Source organism: Bacillus safensis FO-36b (assembly GCF_000691165.1).
GTDB classification, from domain to species: domain Bacteria; phylum Bacillota; class Bacilli; order Bacillales; family Bacillaceae; genus Bacillus; species Bacillus safensis.
On the sequence record NZ_ASJD01000002.1, the window covers coordinates 617,834 to 635,852 of the forward strand.

The 18,019-nt window shown below is 42.0% G+C and carries 16 protein-coding genes; 5 read left to right on the forward strand and 11 right to left on the reverse strand.

The features are described 5' to 3' along the window. Positions 1–19: 19 nt before the first annotated feature. Entirely contained in the window at positions 20–895 is an 876-nt protein-coding gene (locus tag BA81_RS07565) for an aldose 1-epimerase family protein (protein WP_034281388.1), read from the reverse strand. Between the two features lie 226 nt (positions 896–1,121). Between BA81_RS07565 and BA81_RS07570 the strand changes: the two genes are divergently transcribed. Beyond that, the gene (locus BA81_RS07570; protein WP_034281466.1) at positions 1,122–2,945 is read left to right on the forward strand and encodes an acyltransferase family protein; all 1,824 of its coding nucleotides are present in this window, start codon (positions 1,122–1,124) and stop codon (positions 2,943–2,945) included. Positions 2,946–2,972: 27 nt separating this feature from the next. Here the strand turns inward: BA81_RS07570 and BA81_RS07575 are convergent, their stop codons facing one another. Both BA81_RS07575 and BA81_RS07580 read right to left on the reverse strand, forming a co-directional pair. Further along, positions 2,973–4,070, reverse strand: a complete 1,098-nt coding sequence (locus tag BA81_RS07575) for a saccharopine dehydrogenase family protein (RefSeq protein ID WP_034281389.1) — start codon at positions 4,068–4,070, stop codon at positions 2,973–2,975. Then, positions 4,067–4,774 (reverse strand): class I SAM-dependent methyltransferase, encoded by a 708-nt coding sequence (locus BA81_RS07580; RefSeq protein WP_034281390.1) that lies wholly within the window; start codon positions 4,772–4,774, stop codon positions 4,067–4,069. The genes BA81_RS07575 and BA81_RS07580 overlap by 4 nt, the downstream gene beginning before the upstream one ends. Before the next feature lie 129 nt (positions 4,775–4,903). Here BA81_RS07580 and BA81_RS07585 point away from each other — a divergent pair, with 129 nt between their 5' ends. Further along, positions 4,904–5,911 (forward strand): helix-turn-helix transcriptional regulator, encoded by a 1,008-nt coding sequence (locus tag BA81_RS07585; protein WP_034281391.1) that lies wholly within the window; start codon positions 4,904–4,906, stop codon positions 5,909–5,911. Between the two features lie 35 nt (positions 5,912–5,946). On the opposite strand, the gene yidA is transcribed toward BA81_RS07585, so the two are convergent. Then, positions 5,947–6,759 (reverse strand): sugar-phosphatase, encoded by an 813-nt coding sequence (gene yidA, locus BA81_RS07590; protein WP_034281392.1) that lies wholly within the window; start codon positions 6,757–6,759, stop codon positions 5,947–5,949. 301 nt (positions 6,760–7,060) lie between these two features. On the opposite strand from yidA, the gene BA81_RS07595 reads away from it, so the two are divergent. Both BA81_RS07595 and BA81_RS07600 read left to right on the forward strand, forming a co-directional pair. Then, entirely contained in the window at positions 7,061–7,420 is a 360-nt protein-coding gene (locus BA81_RS07595) for a MerR family transcriptional regulator (protein ID WP_024423948.1), read from the forward strand. A 129-nt stretch (positions 7,421–7,549) separates the two neighbouring features. Further along, positions 7,550–8,533, forward strand: a complete 984-nt coding sequence (locus BA81_RS07600; RefSeq protein ID WP_034281393.1) for a Gfo/Idh/MocA family protein — start codon at positions 7,550–7,552, stop codon at positions 8,531–8,533. A gap of 40 nt (positions 8,534–8,573) precedes the next feature. On the opposite strand, the gene BA81_RS07605 is transcribed toward BA81_RS07600, so the two are convergent. After that, the gene (locus BA81_RS07605; protein WP_034281394.1) at positions 8,574–10,088 is read right to left on the reverse strand and encodes a methyl-accepting chemotaxis protein; all 1,515 of its coding nucleotides are present in this window, start codon (positions 10,086–10,088) and stop codon (positions 8,574–8,576) included. A 314-nt stretch (positions 10,089–10,402) separates the two neighbouring features. Between BA81_RS07605 and BA81_RS07610 the strand changes: the two genes are divergently transcribed. Continuing rightward, the gene (locus BA81_RS07610) at positions 10,403–11,740 is read left to right on the forward strand and encodes an amino acid permease (RefSeq protein WP_034281395.1); all 1,338 of its coding nucleotides are present in this window, start codon (positions 10,403–10,405) and stop codon (positions 11,738–11,740) included. 31 nt (positions 11,741–11,771) lie between these two features. Here BA81_RS07610 and BA81_RS07615 read toward each other — a convergent pair whose 3' ends face one another. The 6 genes from BA81_RS07615 to BA81_RS07640 form a co-directional block, all read right to left on the reverse strand. After that, entirely contained in the window at positions 11,772–12,860 is a 1,089-nt protein-coding gene (locus tag BA81_RS07615) for a DNA alkylation repair protein (RefSeq protein WP_034281396.1), read from the reverse strand. A gap of 110 nt (positions 12,861–12,970) precedes the next feature. Then, a complete protein-coding gene (locus tag BA81_RS07620) occupies positions 12,971–14,299 on the reverse strand; it encodes a GntP family permease (protein ID WP_034281397.1) in 1,329 nt (442 codons plus the stop codon). Between the two features lie 24 nt (positions 14,300–14,323). After that, positions 14,324–15,868 (reverse strand): gluconokinase, encoded by a 1,545-nt coding sequence (gntK, locus tag BA81_RS07625; RefSeq protein ID WP_024423954.1) that lies wholly within the window; start codon positions 15,866–15,868, stop codon positions 14,324–14,326. Between the two features lie 185 nt (positions 15,869–16,053). Continuing rightward, on the reverse strand, positions 16,054–16,911 hold the full coding sequence (locus BA81_RS07630) for a MurR/RpiR family transcriptional regulator (protein WP_024423955.1): 858 nt from the start codon (positions 16,909–16,911) through the stop codon (positions 16,054–16,056). A 164-nt stretch (positions 16,912–17,075) separates the two neighbouring features. Beyond that, positions 17,076–17,414: a DUF3969 family protein gene (locus tag BA81_RS07635; protein ID WP_051627327.1), complete on the reverse strand. Its 339-nt coding sequence runs from the start codon at positions 17,412–17,414 to the stop codon at positions 17,076–17,078. A gap of 3 nt (positions 17,415–17,417) precedes the next feature. Next, complete coding sequence (locus tag BA81_RS07640) at positions 17,418–17,861, reverse strand: hypothetical protein (RefSeq protein ID WP_024427564.1); 444 nt, start codon at positions 17,859–17,861, stop codon at positions 17,418–17,420. Between the last annotated feature and the right edge of the window lie 158 nt (positions 17,862–18,019).

Genomic DNA, 18,019 nt, shown 5'->3' on the forward strand with positions numbered 1-18,019 from the left:
CCTCATCATGCACAAATGTTCATTTGAAGAAAATCGTATAAGCGGCATGAAAGGTCTCATTCTTTTCTAATGTTTGAATACCAAACTTCTCTTTATACTGCCCATTCGTCCCTTCCATATCGGCGATGCCATACCAAGGCTCAATACAAACAAAAGGAGCCATCGTTCCTTTTTCTTGATCAAAAGGTGACCAAATGCCAACGAAAGGAAAGCCAGTGAGATCAACCTCAACCCCGTGACCTCCTTTGGAAGTCAATGACACTCGATTGATATGGCTAAAAATCATCGCATCATGCTGAAAAAGCTCTGGCCGAAGCTGGATCGGCTCAAGCTGAATGCCTTTTTCTTTCTCCCTGACAAGTGAATTCCGCAGTTCATATTGCACAGGGAGATGATCAGTGGAAGGTGTCAATGTGAGTGAATAATCTGCTGTTTGCTCGCCTTCAACAAGAGGAATGCGAAATGCTGGGTGCCCTCCAATGGAGAAATACATCGTATCCTCTCCGTCATGATCAATTTCCCAGGAAATCTTCAGTCCATTTTCCAATAGTTCATAACGAATTCGCGCTGTAAATTCATACGGGTATTGCTTCACATGCCGGCCTCTTGATTCATATTGAAAGGTCACCGAATGCTTCGTTTCTTCATATAAATCAAAATTGACATCACGCAAAAATCCATGCTGCGTGAGCTCAAAGGTTTGATCGTCAATCTTGTATTGGTCATTCATTAATCGCCCAACAATCGGAAATAAGACAGGCGACACCCTGCCCCAATAAGCTGGATCACCAGACCACATATAGTGACGCCCGCTTTCCTTGTCAAGCACCTCCCTGACCTCCGCTCCCTTTTCATGAATCTGAACCAATAACTGATCATTTTCGATCGTTCTCATTCAACACATCCCCTTTCCTTCTTCATTTATTATGACAGGGATTTTGGTTTTGAGTATCAAATTCGACATCTCTTAACCCATCAATTAAAAAAATTTTAAAAAAGACAGAAATTCGCCAACAAAATGTAATGCTGATTCGTCTAATCTTATATAAAATAAAAGAATCGTTGCTCTTTTGAATGAACAACAAAAAGAAGCGTTTGACATTGATGGGGGATTCATTTTCATGAACAGCAAGGAAAATCGTTTTCGTTATATTTTAGGATTAGATGGACTAAGAGCCGTTGCTGTATTGGCAGTCATTGCTTATCACTTACATATCGGACCCGCAAGCGGTGGGTTTCTTGGCGTTGATTTATTTTTTGTCATTTCTGGTTACTTGATTACAACGATCTTGTTACATAAGCAGGATTTAGGCTATCAAGAGCTTTTGCCATTTTGGATGGGACGGATCAGGAGGCTTCTTCCAGCCGCTTACATCATGATTTTTATAACCGTCAGCTGGTGCGCGATTGCTGGATCAAATGCATTATTGTCCATTCGTGGCGATGCCATATCGTCCTTTTTTTATGTCAGTAACTGGTGGTACATTTTTCACCAGCTTTCATATTTTGATAGCTTCAATGCCCTATCTCCACTGAAAAATTTGTGGTCTCTGGCAATAGAAGAGCAATTTTATATCATTTGGCCGGTACTGTTGATTGCAGGGCTGAAATGGGTAAAAAACAGATCCCATCTGCCTATGATCACCTTTGGACTTGCACTTGTCTCTGCCTTATGGATGGCGATTCTTTATTCACCAGATACCGATCCAAGCAGGGTTTATTATGGAACAGATACTCGTGCATTTGCGCTCCTGATTGGATGCAGCCTGGCATTTGTGTGGCCTATGCAAAGACTATCCAGCAAAAGATTACTTCCTGTTGGCAGACGTATTTTACATATTGCCGGTTTCGGTTCGTTTGCGATTTTCCTTTTTTGTGTTTATGCAGTGGACGATTTCGATGCCTTTCTCTATCAGGGCGGCATGCTTTTATTCTGTCTGAATGCGGCCATCTTAATTGGGTGCGTCTGCCACCCTGCAAGTCTTATAGGGAAATGGCTGTCCTTTCAGCCGCTCGTCTGGCTAGGTAAGCGGTCTTATGGTATTTATCTGTGGCATTACCCCATTATCGTACTGACCACACCGGTCATTGAAATTGGACAGCCTTCCATAGCGCGTGTCACATTACAGCTCATCGCCATTTTACTAGTTGCTGAGGCTTCCTATCGCTTCATCGAACAGCCGATCCGCCAGCATGGCTTCAGACAATATTTTTCTTCTTGGTCTATTTGGAAAAAAGGAATCAAACAGTGGTCTACATCTAATAAGGTGTTCCTTGGAATCACCGCAGCTCTTTTGATCTTATTTATCATTGGCATGTCTAACTCGTCCACTTCCACCCCACATGTGAAGGAAGTGACGCAAATTAAGACAGCACCGAAAAAAACAGCCGAACCACCGGAATCAATAGCGAAGAAAAAGAAAGAAAAGCACGAGAAAAAAGCAGCTGATCAAAAACAATTTCACCAAGTTCTTGCCATTGGTGATTCTGTCATGTTAGACATTGCGCCGAATCTAGAAAAAGCATATAAACAAATCACCATCGATGGGAAAGTTGGCAGACAAATGAACGAAGCCGTCAGCATTGCCCCTCAATACAAATCATTTAATCAATCTGATGCCGCTGTTATCATTGAACTCGGCACAAATGGTTATTTTACTGAGGACACGCTGAAAGCATTCATTCAAAACTTTTCTAAGGCACATATTTTCCTAGTGAATACGAGGGTTCCAAGGTCATGGGAAAATGATGTGAATGCGGTCATTCAGCGAGTGGCTGATCAAGATCAAAATGTCACCTTGGTCGATTGGCATTCAGCCGCTACTGGACAGCCATCCTATTTTCAGTCCGATGGTGTCCACCTTTCAAAAAAAGGTTCTGACACACTGACACAGCTCATCACAGCAAGCATTAAGAAAAAAGGGGATGTGTCAACGTCATCATAAAAAGACTAGCAGAATGCTAGTCTTCTTTTATGCCGTCAAAAGGCTGGCCCTTATCGCTAATGTCTGTTCTTCCTTTGTTTTTTGATCCACCAAAGCAAAATGCCCGTTCTCATATGCTAGTGAAAATAATTCTTCAATATGAAAAATCCCTGGCTGAAACCGCTTGTTCAATAAATGCAGGGCCGCAGCACAGGCGACTTGAGCTGTTGCTTGAGACTCGTCGTGTCCTTTTATTCCAAGCGCTGCATGATGAACCATTTTCCCATCCGTCCCTGCCGCTTCCACTTTGACCGCATATTGATCTGTTCCCACTTGAGAAGATTGTATCATTGAAATGGCTCGATCCTTCATTTTCGGTAATGTAAGGAACGACGTCAGTCCAAGGCTCCTTGTGAAGGCCAATGCACCCGTCGCTAGACGTGAATCAAAACAAAGCCTTGTCGTCACAGATGGCACATGAATTGTGGAAGGCAATGTCTGTTGATCAGAGAAGGGGAATCGATAGGCATACCGCTTTCCAAGCTGTCCACCAAAGTTGACCGGTCTGCCTCCAGTAAAGCTTTTCACTCTTTTCTGCTGATCATGTTCAGTGAGTTCATATTCAGTATGGACATGATCAATCGTCCATTCAATCGCGGCTTTTCCATGCTGATCCCCCAATCCAAGCATAATCCCAATATCTATTTGATCCACTGATGAAAGCATAGAAGCCGCTTTCGCAGCTAATAAATTTGTAAGACCGGGCGCGAGGCCTACACTGAGCAAAGCCGTTGCACTGATTTGCTGCTGATCCAGCTGTGCCATTTGCTCCATATACGCCCCTTTTGCAGAAATATCGATATAATCAATGCCTGCCCGCAGAACGGTTTCAGCAAATGACGTGTCTTCTTGATCGAGACACATGATCACCAGCTTTGTTTCATTCATCCAGTCAGAATCTAATGGCTTTCTAACATCTAGTTTGTAAGGACGGACTCTGCCTTTGGTCTGCTGTGAAAATTGTTCAGCCTTCTCATAGCTTCTCCCCGCCGCAACAATTTGCCCTTTATACACTTCACTTAACTGTAGACATATTTGCTGTCCGACATGTCCATAGCCGCCAATTACCATTACCTGTGATCTCATCTCTCATCCGCCTTTCTACGACCTCGCTTGCAAACAAGCCCTTTGATCATTCCTGCCTGAAAATAAGGTCTGATGTCTCGAAACCCCGCCTCAATTAAATGTCCCCTCATTTCCTCCTCAGGCACAGGATATGTTGCACGTCCCAGTCTGTCATGAAAGGACGAAAACACTTCTTTTCCTAGACCTTGCCGCTTCATGAAAAGAGACAGCATATGAAGCTCTTGCTGAAATGCGCTGGAATTCATCTCTCCTTGTATAAATGCGAGTACAAACGGGGCCCCTGGTTGAAGCCTTTGTGCAATCTCCTGTAAAAATGGCAGCCGATTTTCTACAAAATGAATCACGAGCAGGCTCACTGCGGCATCGTAAACAGCTTCAGCAGACACCTTGTTTAATGCGGTCTCATACCATGTGACACGCGTCTCCATATGGAGCTTTGAAACCCGCTGTTTCGCCATATCCAGCATAGATGCAGAGGGATCGACTCCTGTGATGAGCCAGTCTTCTTTTCTCTGAAGCATGTTGATGATCTCTTCGCCCCCACCCGCTCCGACAGTTAGAATACGAGAGGCCGCTCCCTTTATTTCAGTTTCTAATACATCTACTGTTAACTCATGCAAAAGGTGATAGCCGGGTACTTTATGTGAAATCGTTGCTGCGTATGATTCAGCAACAGGGTCGTGCCAATGCTGGTTTCCTTTCATATGATTCTCCTCCAGTTCCTTTCCGCTTTCCATCGTTTCCTGTACACTAACGATATGACATCTTTATTGTAAAAAGAGGCACCAGAAAAAACGATCCCTAAAAGTGGGGGTTTTTGAGGAGGAGATCATGTGGTCAATCCAGCCACTCATTTTCAGCAGCTAAGGCAGCACATTCGGGACGAGCTTGCTGCTGTCATTGAATTTGATGCCGCCTGTATCACAACCATCGATCCAGCCACTCTCCTCTCGACAGGTTCCTACACTGATGAACCGATTGAAGAAATTCATGACCAGCTCTTTCAAAATGAATTTTTAAAAAAGGACGTGCATCAGCATGAGTTTCTAGCCAAAGGCCCTATTCATGCTGCGAGTCTCGTCCAAAGCGGAGAATATCTGAGCAGCGAGCGCTATCTGCATATTTTGATACCTAACGGTTGGTCTGATGAATTGCGGGCAGCCCTTGTGATTCAAGGAGAATGCTGGGGTATCGCCAGTCTTTATCGTCAACAGGGCAAGGAACCTTTTCGGAAGCGAGATATACAAGCAGTCATCGATCTAACACCGTCACTTGCAGCCAAGCTGAGAGATGAGATTTTCAAAAAAAAGGAAACTGAAAATGATGATGCGGCGGAGCAGCAAGGATTTCTCATTCTTACAACTCATTACAAGCTTCTTTATGGAAATGAGACAGGGCTCCATTGGCTTCATACATTTCAAGTCTTTGAGCAAATCCATGACCAAGCCGTCATGCCCCGGCCGTTCAGAGCATTAGGCGCTAAACTTTTATACAGCGGCACCGATCAAACAGCAGCAAGCATCACAAGAATGCCTACGGGGGTCTTTCTTTCCCTTCAAGCCTTTCGATTGGCGCAGGCTGACAGGCAGGAGAAGGCTGTCATGATTCACATCAAACGAGCCCAAACAAATGATATTCTTCCTTATGCAGCGAAAACGTACAGGCTGACAGAAAGAGAGATGAACGTCCTCGACTGCTTATTAAAGGGCCAGTCGACAAAGGAAATTGCGAGTACGTTATATATTTCACCCCATACCGTTCATGATCATGTGAAAGCGATGCTGCAAAAGACGAATTTAAGCAGCAGACGTATGCTTGTTTACTTTTTCTCCAATATATAAAAAAGCGGCTACCGCACTGGCAGACCGCTCTTTTCTTATTTTCCTAAAACCAGCTCATGCAGGACATGTGCTACTCCGGCTTCATTATTAGACTTTGTTACAACATCTGCTACGGCTTTGACATCATCAATGGCATTTCCCATAGCGACGCCGCAGCCCGCAAACTCTAGCATTGAGACGTCGTTCCCGTTATCACCAATAGCCATGACTTCTTCACGAGGAATTCCCAGCTCCTTCGCTAGAAGCTTCACGGCATTTCCCTTACTCACATCAGGATGCAGGATTTCAAGGAAGAAATCTGTACTTTTCACCATCATATACTTTTCCTTCACTTCAGATGGGATGGCTTGTATCGTTTTTTCCAAACGTTCTGGCTGATCAATATACATCATCTTCGGAAGCCTCATAGATGAATCTGCCTCTTCGACAGGTAAATACTTAAGCGGCAGTTTTGTTAAATAGGATTCAAGAACTGTGTATTCACTAATATCGCGATTCGGTGTGTATAAATTGGCTGAATCGAAATAATGCATCGGCGTGTCCAGCTGACGGCTCAATTCATATAAAGAAGCTAAGTCATCATAGGATAATGTCAGCTCTGACACCACTTCATTTGTATGGCTGTTTTGAACAAGTGCTCCATTATACGCGATCACATAATCTCCCTCTTGATTAAGCTGAAGATCAGCTAAATAGCGATTTACTCCGCCAATCGGCCGGCCTGTACATAAGACAATTTTAATTCCTTCTGCCTTAGCCTTTTGAATGGCTTCAAACACTTCATCCGGTACCATATGTTGATCATTTAATAACGTACCATCCATATCAATTGCGACTAATTTATACATTCACTGGTCCCCTTTTCTCAGCAAAAACGTGCTGTCACTATTTTGAGCCACCATTACGATGATGACAGGTTATTTCATTACTATTTACCTATTTTAGCCTATCGTTTTTTCTTCACGCTGTCTACTTGTTCATATCTGTAACAAATATCACATGAGTCTACTCTATTATAACGCATTCTATTCATCGCGCTGATCCCCCATTTGAAACTAGTAAAACAGAACATTTGTCCACCACCATAGAATGTTTTGAAACGAGTAAATCTAATTGTATGATGGATAGCAAAGAAAGGAGGTGCAGGGAATGATTACGTTTACGAGAGGTAAATTGTCAAAAATGTCTGGTGTACATATTGAAACCATTCGTTTTTACGAAAATGAGGGAGTGCTCCCAGAGCCAAAGAGAGCACATAACGGCTATCGTCTATATGATAAAAAATATGTACTCATGCTGTCATTTATCACGGAAGCGAGAAAGCTAGATTTCTCGCTTAAAGAAATTCGTGAAATTATCAAATCACTTTTCGAAAAAAAGTCAAAAACAGAAGCTGAACAGCTGCTCGAGCAAAAAGTCGAAGATATCCAGCACTCTATTCAAGAGTTAAAAAAAAGGAAGGCAGCTATTCAATTGTTAACAAAACAAACATTAGCAAACATCAGCTGATTGTAAGGGCTGCCAAAGTTGTGCCGGTGTTGATCACTGGCACAACTTCGCTCAGGTATCTCAGTACACGTTCAATGAAAACATCGGTTATACTAGAGTCAGCTTAAACGAGTGGAAGGGGTTTTGAGAATGAACATCGCAACCATCGGAACAGGTATCATTGTGGAAGGCTTCCTGCAAGCGGTTGAACAGCTCGACGGTGCTTCTTGTCACGCTGTCTATTCAAGAAAGGAAGCAACGGCAAAGAAGCTCGCAGACAAATTTGGGGTGCAGACAACTTATACGGATCTAACTGCTATGCTAGAAGATCCTCACGTAGAAGCCGTTTACATCGCATCACCGAATCGTTTACATAGCGAGCATGCAACGAAAGCATTGAAACACGGAAAACATGTGATATGCGAAAAGCCTTTCACCTCTAATGTGAAAGAGCTGGAAGCCTTAATCGCTCTCGCAAAGGAAAAGCAGCTTCTCCTATTTGAAGCCATTACGACCATTCATATGCCAAACTATCATTTGATCAAAAAGCACCTTCATCAATTAGGTAAAATCAAACTGGTTCAATGCAACTATAGTCAATATTCAAGCAAATATAATCAGCTGCTAGCCGGCGAAACGCCAAATGTCTTTAACCCTGAGTTCTCTGGAGGGGCGCTGATGGATATTAACATCTATAATGTCCATTTCATCATGAACCTCTTTGGATCACCAGAGCAAGTCCGATATCAGGCAAACCGCCATCCAAACGGTATTGACACATCTGGTGTTTTGACGTTCACTTACAATGATTTTATTGCGACAAGTGTCGGCAGTAAGGATACAAGCAGCATGAACTTTGCATTGATTCAAGGAGAAAAAGGCTTCATTCATGTAAAAAATGGGGCGAATGGGTGCGAGGAAGTGCTGCTGCATGTTGATGACAGGGTCATCTCACTCAATGCACAAACGAATCCAAATCGGCTGTTTTATGAAGCAGAAGCTTTTCAGCAGATCATTGAAACAAAAAATCATGAACAGTGCTATGCATGGCTTGATGAAAGTCTCTCCGTGATGAAAGTTCTTGATGCCGCAAGAAAAGATGCAGGTATTGTTTTCCCAGCAGATCAAATTTAATGAAAAAAACCGCCTTCTATGAGAGGGCGGTTTTTCACGATTAAATACTCTTTGAATACGCCACAAGACGCTGAGACATGTGATTCACTTCATCGACTGCAGCATTCACTTGCTCTGTTAAAGCAGCCTGTGTTTGCGTAAGAGCTGTCATATTCGAGATATTTTCAAGAATTTCATCAATTTGTGTTTTCATTTCCGTTAAACTAGATTCGATATTTTCCGTTGCATTGGCACTATGCAGCGCCAGCTTCCGTACTTCATCTGCAACAACAGAGAATCCGCGGCCCTGTTCACCAGCTCTAGCTGCTTCGATTGCAGCATTCAGACCAAGCAGGTTCGTTTGGTTCGCCACTTCTTTGATTAAGTCAGAAATGTTTTTCGTTTCATCTGCACTATTTTTTGCTAGATTTGCGGCAGACGTTGACTGCTCTTGAGCAACAGCAAGCTCCTGTGCTTGATTTGTCACAGAGCTAATGCCCGATACCATCTCGCTAATAGAACTTGAAAGCTGTTCTACTTGTGAAGCCATTTCATTCGCTGTTTTCTCTTTGTTTTTTTCTAACGTGATGTCACGAATGGTTCCTGCCACACGAAGAGGAACACCTTTTTCATCACGAATGGTTTCACCACCCGCATGATACCAGCGGTACTCCCCATTTTTGCGCTGCAATCTGTAATCAATATCAAACGGTGTGCGTCCAGAGTGGTCATTTAAATGATCTGCAAAGGCTTGAAGAGCCATTTCTTGATCTTCAGGATGCAGACGGTCGCTCCAGCTGCTTAACACGTTCGGGAAATCTTTTTCGTCTGTAAAACCAAGCGTTTTTCTGAACTGCGGAGACCACCAAAATTCGTTATTTGGATTGACTGGATCACCGGCCTCTACCACCATGTCCCAAGGAGCTTCGACAAGCGCACGGTTGATTAAGTCATATCTTGTGACGAATGCTTGCAGCTCTTCTTCTTTCAATTTCTGATCATGGATATCAAAAAGAGCTCCCGCCACACGAAGAGGGACACCATTTCGATCACGAACGGTCGTTCCAGTTGCTTTGAACCAGCGATAATCTCCATTTTTTAACTTTAAGCGATATTCGATATCATATGGCGTACGCCCTGAATGATCCAATAAATGCGAAGAAAATGCATCTAATGTATATTCTTGTTCATCCGGATGTATTCGAGATGCCCAGCTGTCTAATAGATTTGGAAAATCGTGCTCATTTTGAAAGCCGAGCATTCTGCGGAATTCATCCGTCCATGTGAATTCATTTTTTGGATTGACCGGGTCTCCAGCGATGACGACCATATCCCATAAGCCAACTTGAATGGCTTTTGTCACTAATTCCACCCGCATTTGAATATTTTCATGAGCTTCCTGCATCTTTTGCAAAGCTTCATTAATTTGCGCTACCGCTTCTATCGTTTGGCTTGAAGAGAATGCAGCAGTATCTAATCTTGCTGAAAGGTCTCCCTTTTCGATTCTTTCTATTAATTGGCTGCTTTCACTCAGAAGGATTCCAGCCGATGAATCATTTGCTTTTTTCATAAACATCTTTCATAACTCCTTTCAACTCTTACATTTTTGAAATATTTTACAGTTATAAACAATTCTTTATTAGGACTTTAGTAATACAAAAGATATATCGACAAAAACTGAAAATTGTTTATGTCATAAATAAGGCAAATGTTCATTTATTTGAAGTTTCATTTTTAGAATATGGATGAAATAAGGGGATTATGGATATAAGTATATGTTTTGATAGAATCAACCACTATTTTTGTCTGAAAAATCTCTTTTTTTATATTGACACTGACGTCTTGAAAAAAGAAAATGGAACATAAGCATTTTTAAAAAAGGAGAACGTCATGAGCGCGAATCAGGAGCAACAAGAATTAAAAAAGCTTTTATCACCGCGTCACATTCGCATGATTGCGATGGGCGGGGTCATTGGTACAGGAATCTTTAAAGGAAGTGCCGATACAATTGGTTTAGCAGGCCCTGGGGTCATTTTTTCCTATGTATTTGCTGGATTGCTGCTCCTCATTGTGATGGCAGCATTAGCCGAAATGGCCATTGTGTATCCGGGAAATAATCTTCGCGACCTTATACAAATTGCGCTTGGTCAACGTTTTTCATTTGTCGTCGGCTGGGTTTATTGTTTTATGTGGCTCACTGTATGTGTCATTGAGATTATTGCAGCTGGCAGTCTGCTTCAATACTGGCTGCCGAACGTGCCGCTATGGTCACTATGTTTACTTTGTTCACTCTTAGTCATCGGAATTAACTTAAATAATGTAAAATACTTTGGTGAAATTGAGTTTTGGTTCGCTGGAATGAAGATTTTCGTTATTATTGTCTTTATTATTCTTGGTGCAGCATTATTATTTGGGATCATTCCAAACGAACAAAGCACACCAGCCTTTACCAACTATCAAAACTTCGTCCCGAACGGATGGGGTGCGATCTTTGCATCACTTTTAGTGGTTATTTTCTCTTATGGAGGCTCTGAATTGATCGGGCTGACCATTACTGAAACAAAGGATGCGGAGAAGGTCCTGCCTGGAGTAGTCAAAAGTATGATGTGGCGGATTATCTTATTTTACACATTGCCGATTTTGATCATCTGCGGCCTTATTCCTTGGAATCAAATTGACCCAAATAACAGTCCTTTTGTCCAAGTCTTTTCTGCTGCTGGTATGCAAGGCGCCTCTCACTTCATTAATTTCGTCTTGATTACAGCCGTTCTATCTGCGGCTAATTCCGGAATTTATGGAACGACGAGAATGATTCATTCTCTGGCTAAATCAGACGGCGGTCCGAAAAAACTGGCACGAGTCAACAAAAGAGGCGTACCCATTTTAAGTTTATGGGTTACCGTTCTATTTCTTCTTATCGGAACATTTTTTGCTTACTTATATCCGGACCAAATTTTCAGCTATATGCTGGCTATTCCTGGTTTTGCTGTTTCACTCATTTGGATCAGCATTTGTATGGCACATCTGAAACTGCGTCCAAAATATCCACAGGAGCCGTATTTCAAGGTGTGGCTGTTTCCATATTTAACTTTATTTGCAGGTCTTGTACTCAGTTTGAGCTTTGTTTTGTTCCTATTCAGACAAGAAAACCTGCCTAGCTCCATTATCAGCATTGGTTTCTTAGTCGCTGCCATCATCGCTTCATTCTTAATGAAAAAGAAGGCTTAAACGCCAAAACCCGCCGAATTGGCGGGTTTTTTTATGAGCTGCTATCTTCTGTTACCTCAAAATCAACCGACGCTTTTGGAATGCCGTTGATGATAATCGTTAAAGTATGGGTTCCCTCATAATGTTTTCTCGTCGTCATATTTTGAAAGGACTGTGACCGGATAAATTCTCTATGTAACGCTGAACTTGTTTCAAACTCTGTGATTTTAAATACCTTTTGATTGCGGGTACCCCGAGCTTTGACATAGTCTATGGCATACTCTACACGCAGCTTTAGTGGCTTAGCGGCCTGAAGTGTAAATTGAAAGGTCATTTTCTCTCCAATACGAATAGGGTCTTGCACTACTTTCAAATCTGTTACTTGAACAGATGGATCATCCCCATAGCCAAACAAAGCCATGATATCTGGATCGCCTTTTTTTAGTAAAGTACGAGATGCATGTTTGATGATCCAGGTCGTATGTTCATTCGTTCCATACCAGCTTTTAGCCGTCTTCTTCATCAAATCAGGCTGAATTGCAGAAATATCATTTAGGTGGTTCGCTACACTTTTTTGCACATAGCGCGCTGGGTCCGACTTCAAGTTTTCTAAAATAGGCAGCGTAACCGAAGGATTCTTTTTAAGCGCAGGAACAGTTAATCCCCATGGCAAACGTGGTCTGCATCCTTCACTAGCCAGCCGCCGAATATGCTCATTTTGATTCTGTGACCATACAAGCATTTGCGCCAGCATTTTGTCTTGATCCTGAATCAGAAAAGGCCGAACGGCAAATTCAGAAGTGGAAAAAGGCGTAAAGAATTCGAGCGCCTTGATCGAGATATCCCAATGTGCTAGGCCATATGTTTCGACGTAGTCTGGAAATACAAGCGCACTAAGTCCTGAAAAATGCGGGGCTGTCTGACGCAGCACTTCAATGGCCTTCTCATAATCCTTAGGCAGACAGGCATGCATCGATTCAGTGACTCTTCTCATTCTGCCTTTTAACTCAAGCTGCTGCCAATCCTTTTGAAACACAAGCCGCTGGAATTCTTCAGCATCAAACCCAGTCGACGCTTGTGCAAGTTTCTCCGCTAATTCTTCAATAAATAATTCATGATAAACGTGTTTTAATGGTTCGATCGTGTCCGCCTCCCGCTTCTCAATATCTTTATTTTACCCCAATCTGACAAAGGTGGTATTGCCAAAAGCAAAAACAGCCCAATTCCGCAGAATCAGGCTGTTGTGTTTCGCTATATAAACATATTAATGATCATAATAAATGCAATGGCACTAACGGAAATGATCGTCTCCATAGCCGTCCATGTCAAAAACGTTTCTTTAATGGTCATACCAAAATACTCTTTGATCAGCCAAAAACCAGAGTCATTGACGTGAGACAAAATCAACGAACCCGCCCCTGTTGCTAACACTAGAAGCTCTCTGCTCACATCCGGCATAGTTGCAGCAATCGGTGCGACAATACCTGCTGCCGTCATCATGGAGACCGTAGCAGAACCTGTTGCCACACGAATAACCGCAGCAATCAGCCAGCTAAGCAAAATTGGCGAGATTGGCGAATGCTTGGCTAAATCCGCAATATATTCACCAACACCCGAATCGATGAGCACATTATTGAAAGCCCCGCCTGCTCCAATGACAAGCAAAATGGAAGCAATCGGTCCTAAACACTCATTACTAAAGGAAAGCACCCGGTCACGGCTCATTCCTTGCACAAAGCCAAGACTGAAGAAAGAATACACCGTTGCAATCAGTAGCGCTGTAATTGGATCTCCAATGTACTTAAATACCTGATACCAAATATTGTCCTCTGGTAAAATAATATCCGCCAGTGTGGCAAGAAGCATTAAAATCACTGGCACCAAAATCGTAAACATCGTATTTGCAAAGCCGGGAAGTTTTCGATCTTCATTGCGTTCAGTAAATTGCTTTCTCAGCAGCTCTGGAACTGGTTTATGAATCCGCTTTCCAATCCACTTTCCATACAGCGGCCCAGCAATAATAGCTGTCGGCAAACCGACAATAATGGAAAAGAAGATGGTTTTCCCCACGTTGGCATGATAGATGCCGACAGCTGCCATGGCAGCTGGATGAGGCGGCACAAGACCATGAACGACAGACAATCCAGCAATGAGCGAAATCCCAATTGTCACGAGCGAGATGCCCGTTTCAATCGCAATCGTAAACAATAAAGGAATGAGAAGAACGAATCCGACCTGGAAAAAGACAGGTATTCCCACAATAAAGGCAACAAACATCATCGCCCAATGCACATTTTTCGTCCCAAACCGGCCGATTAATGTGTGAGCAATCCGCTCAGCTCCACCTGATTCAGCCATCATTTTCCCAAGCATGGTTCCAAGCGCTAGAACTATGGCCAGCAATGATAACGTATTGCCTAACCCCGTTTTGATGGATTGAATGATTTCCTGCAGGTCCATCCCTGTGGCAAAGCCGACTAACATAGAGGTAATAATTAAACTCACAAACGGATTCAACTTAGCAACTGTTATGAGGATGAGTAAAAGGACAATTGCGGCAATCACGATGAATAAAAGCATGCTCTCCCACCTTTTCCCTGATGTTTAATGATTTTGTTTTAATTGAAGCGCACTAATGACATCAAATTCATCCTTGAGTTTGTCATAGAGACGCTCATATAAGTAAAACAGTTCTATGTATGTTTCATTGTTCTCCATATTGGGTTCATGACGGGCAGAGATTCGAATCCAATCTTGAACCTCTTCTATCTCTTCCATATAACCTAAACTATGAAGTGCGAGCACAGCCGCCCCAAGTGCTGATGCCTCGTAGCTTTCTGGAACAAGTACTTCCCTGCCCATCGTATCCGCTAAAATTTGCCGCCACAGCGGAGATCGCGCAAATCCGCCCGACGCCCTGACATCCTTTGCTGAACCGGTTAAATCCCTTAAGGCCACACCGATTGAGAAAACACTCATAATGACGCCTTCTAACACAGCTCTGATAAAATGCTCCCGCTTATGCTGAAGACCAATCCCAAAGAAAGTGCCTCTCGCATTTGGATTCCAATAAGGTGCTCGCTCACCTGTTAAAAATGGCAGAAACAGCAGCCCCTCTGAGCCGGCTGGAACTTTTTTCGCAATGTCAATCATCAGGTCGTAAGGGTCCACTCCAAGGCGCTTTGCTACCTCTACCTCCGAGGATCCAAATTCATCCTTCAGCCATCTCAGCATGATCCCGCCATTATTCGTCGGTCCTCCAACCACCCAATGCTTATCAGTCAGCGCATAGCAGAACGTTCTTGATTGTTCATCTGTTATTGGTTTGTCCACGACCGTACGAACTGCACCGCTTGTCCCAATCGTGACAGCCACCTCACCTTTTCCAATCGCTCCCACACCTAAGTTCGCTAGAACCCCATCATTCGCACCAACAACAAATGGTGTATCTTCCGCAATGCCCATTCGCAGGGCGATCTCTGGCTGAAGCCCTCTCAGCTGATACGTCGTGGGAACAAGTTCAGACAATTGATCAGCCTCAATTCCAGCAATTCGCAGCGCCTGCTCATCCCATTGAAGCGTTTCCAAACGGAACAGTCCCGTTGCTGAAGCGATTGAATAATCGACGACATACTGACCGAAGAAATGATAAAGAATATATTCTTTGATGGAAATGAATTTCGCTGCCTTCTTGAAGACATCAGGTGCCATTTCCTTGATCCACCGTATTTTTGAAAGCGGTGACATTGGATGAATCGGCGTGCCGGTTCTTTTATACACTTGGAAGCCGTCCATGTCTGAAGTGATTCGCTTGGCTTGTTCTGCACTTCTGTTATCTGCCCAAATGATACTGTTCGTTAACGCCTTGCCATCCTTATCCATCACAATCAAGGAATGCATCGCTGTACTAATCCCGACGCCTATGAGATGTTTTGCATCAAATGCTGCTTTCGTCAACGCACCTCTTACACTTGCAATGACGGCTTCTAATATATGTTCAGGGTCCTGTTCAACCCATGCTGGCTGGGGCTGAATGAGATCATAAGGAACCGAATGCTTTGCTATCACTTTCCCCTGTGGTCCAAACAGAACCGCCTTTGTACTTGTTGTTCCAATATCCAAACCAATTACCGCCTGGTTTCCCTTCATCTGTATCACGCCCAATCATTGATTTGAAATCATATTTTATTGTTTTGATATAGCTGTTAAATCCCATTATAGGAATAATTTTTTCGACATTCAACGACTAAAAAGAAAATTATTTTCACTTAAAAGCTCAAAATCGTTACCACAACGGCATTTTTCACTAATAGAAAAATTTATTTTTGAAACCATTACACCCTTTTTTGTGAAATGGTTTCTCTCATTTGTTTTAAATTGGTTAAAGTTTCCTGCTGTCTTAAGTGAGCAAGTGCAAAGTATAGTACGTCAATGACAGTGAGCTGAGCAAGTCTTGCAGACATCGCTTCTGTTCGAAAAGCCGTTTCTTGCGTCGAAGTATACAACGTGACATCAGCAAGCTGGCTCAATGGGGAGCGCTGATAACTTGTAATACCGATGGTTTTCGCTCCTTTTTCCTTTGCTGTTTTCATCGCATCGAGTAAATCTTTATTACGGCCGGAATGAGATATACCAATCACTGTACTGTGCTGGTCGAGAAGACCGGCAGACATCGCTTGAAAATGGGAATCGGTGTGAACAATACAGTTGATGCCTGTCCTCATAAATTTATGAAAAGCGTCTGTTGCAATAAGTCCGGACCCGCCACTCCCATAAAACTCTAAGCGCTTTGCTTCATGAATGATTTGAATGGCTTTTTCTACATCCTCTGGATTCAGTAATTGAAAGCTATCCTTTAATGCAGATATATTCGCCTGAAAAACCTTTTGCATAAAAACGGCCGTATCATCATCAAGACTCATTTCTTCATCTACATAATCAGGCTTTGTTTGATCTATTTCCTGGGCAATTGCAATCTTCAAATCTTGAAAGCCCTCAAATCCAAGCCTTTTACAAAGACGAAAAATCGTTGCCTCTGAGCTCGCTGTCTTTTTGGCAAGCTCGACAATAGACAAATGAATAATGTCGCCGGGTTCACTCGTAATATGTTCTGCAATTCCTTTCAGCTTTGGCGGCAATCCTCTGCTTGCTGCTCGTATTTTTTCAATACTACTTAAACTGACAGAAGCCAATTGACTTCACTCCTTCCTTATTCATGTGAGCGCATACATTTCCTCATGTTCCCATCTTATAAAAAAGAAGCCTGTTTGCACAGACTTCTTTATTTATGAATTCATCGTTTTGATCAATAGATGAAAACAGATTTACTCAAAATTTTATAATATACACTTTTAGCTCAATAATCTACCACATTATTTTTAACTTCATTTTCTGTATTTCTTTCCAGGAATTTTAAGCATTTTACCCTTATTTCTTCTAAACTATCACTTAATTCTTGTGGTATTAAACTTTCTACATCTTCAAGTTCTGTTCCCAAATGAAGTATATTTATCAGTTCTTCATTTATCCCTTTCTTCTTTAAAACATCGATTGTTCGTGGACTGAACATGAGCTTTTCCGCTTCTTCTATAGTGATTAAACCTTCTTTTAGCGATATGATTATACCAATGATATTTATAACAATAATCCTATCTAAATCTTCATGTGAAGAATATCTTAGTTCTATTTTATTCATAAATCATTTCACACTCCAACCTTTTTTAACTTTCACATCATACACCAAACCAGATTTACTTTGAAAATAATGTACAGAAACCTTTTTTCCGTCTTTATAGCCATCTTTATATACTTTTTTCCAAGTCCCTCCTTCAATCTGTTTTAACTCAGATAACAACTTCTTATTATTTACTGTAACTTTTTTAGTCCCATTTTGAACAGCTTTAAAACCAGCAGGATATTTAGGGGCATATTTTATTGATTTATACAAATGTTTACTTGCTTTCACCCCGTTTACAAAAATAGTTCGAATGACAAGACCCCATACAGCATCGGCTTCTTTATAACCAATTTGGACACTTTTGTCTCTTGAAGAAGCCTCTCGATTAATATTGAATGTTACAGACGGTGAAAATAACGATACAATTAAAGTAAAAATAATGAGAAAAGGGATACGTCTTTTCAATTTAAATTACCTCCTAATATTAACTATATAAAAAATAATATAACATAATAGGAATGTTATAACTATTTCATTCTGTAGAAAATTAAAATGAATCTTTATACTGTTTAAAAGATATCTCTGCCTTTTAACATCTTATTTATTACAATATAAATTCATAA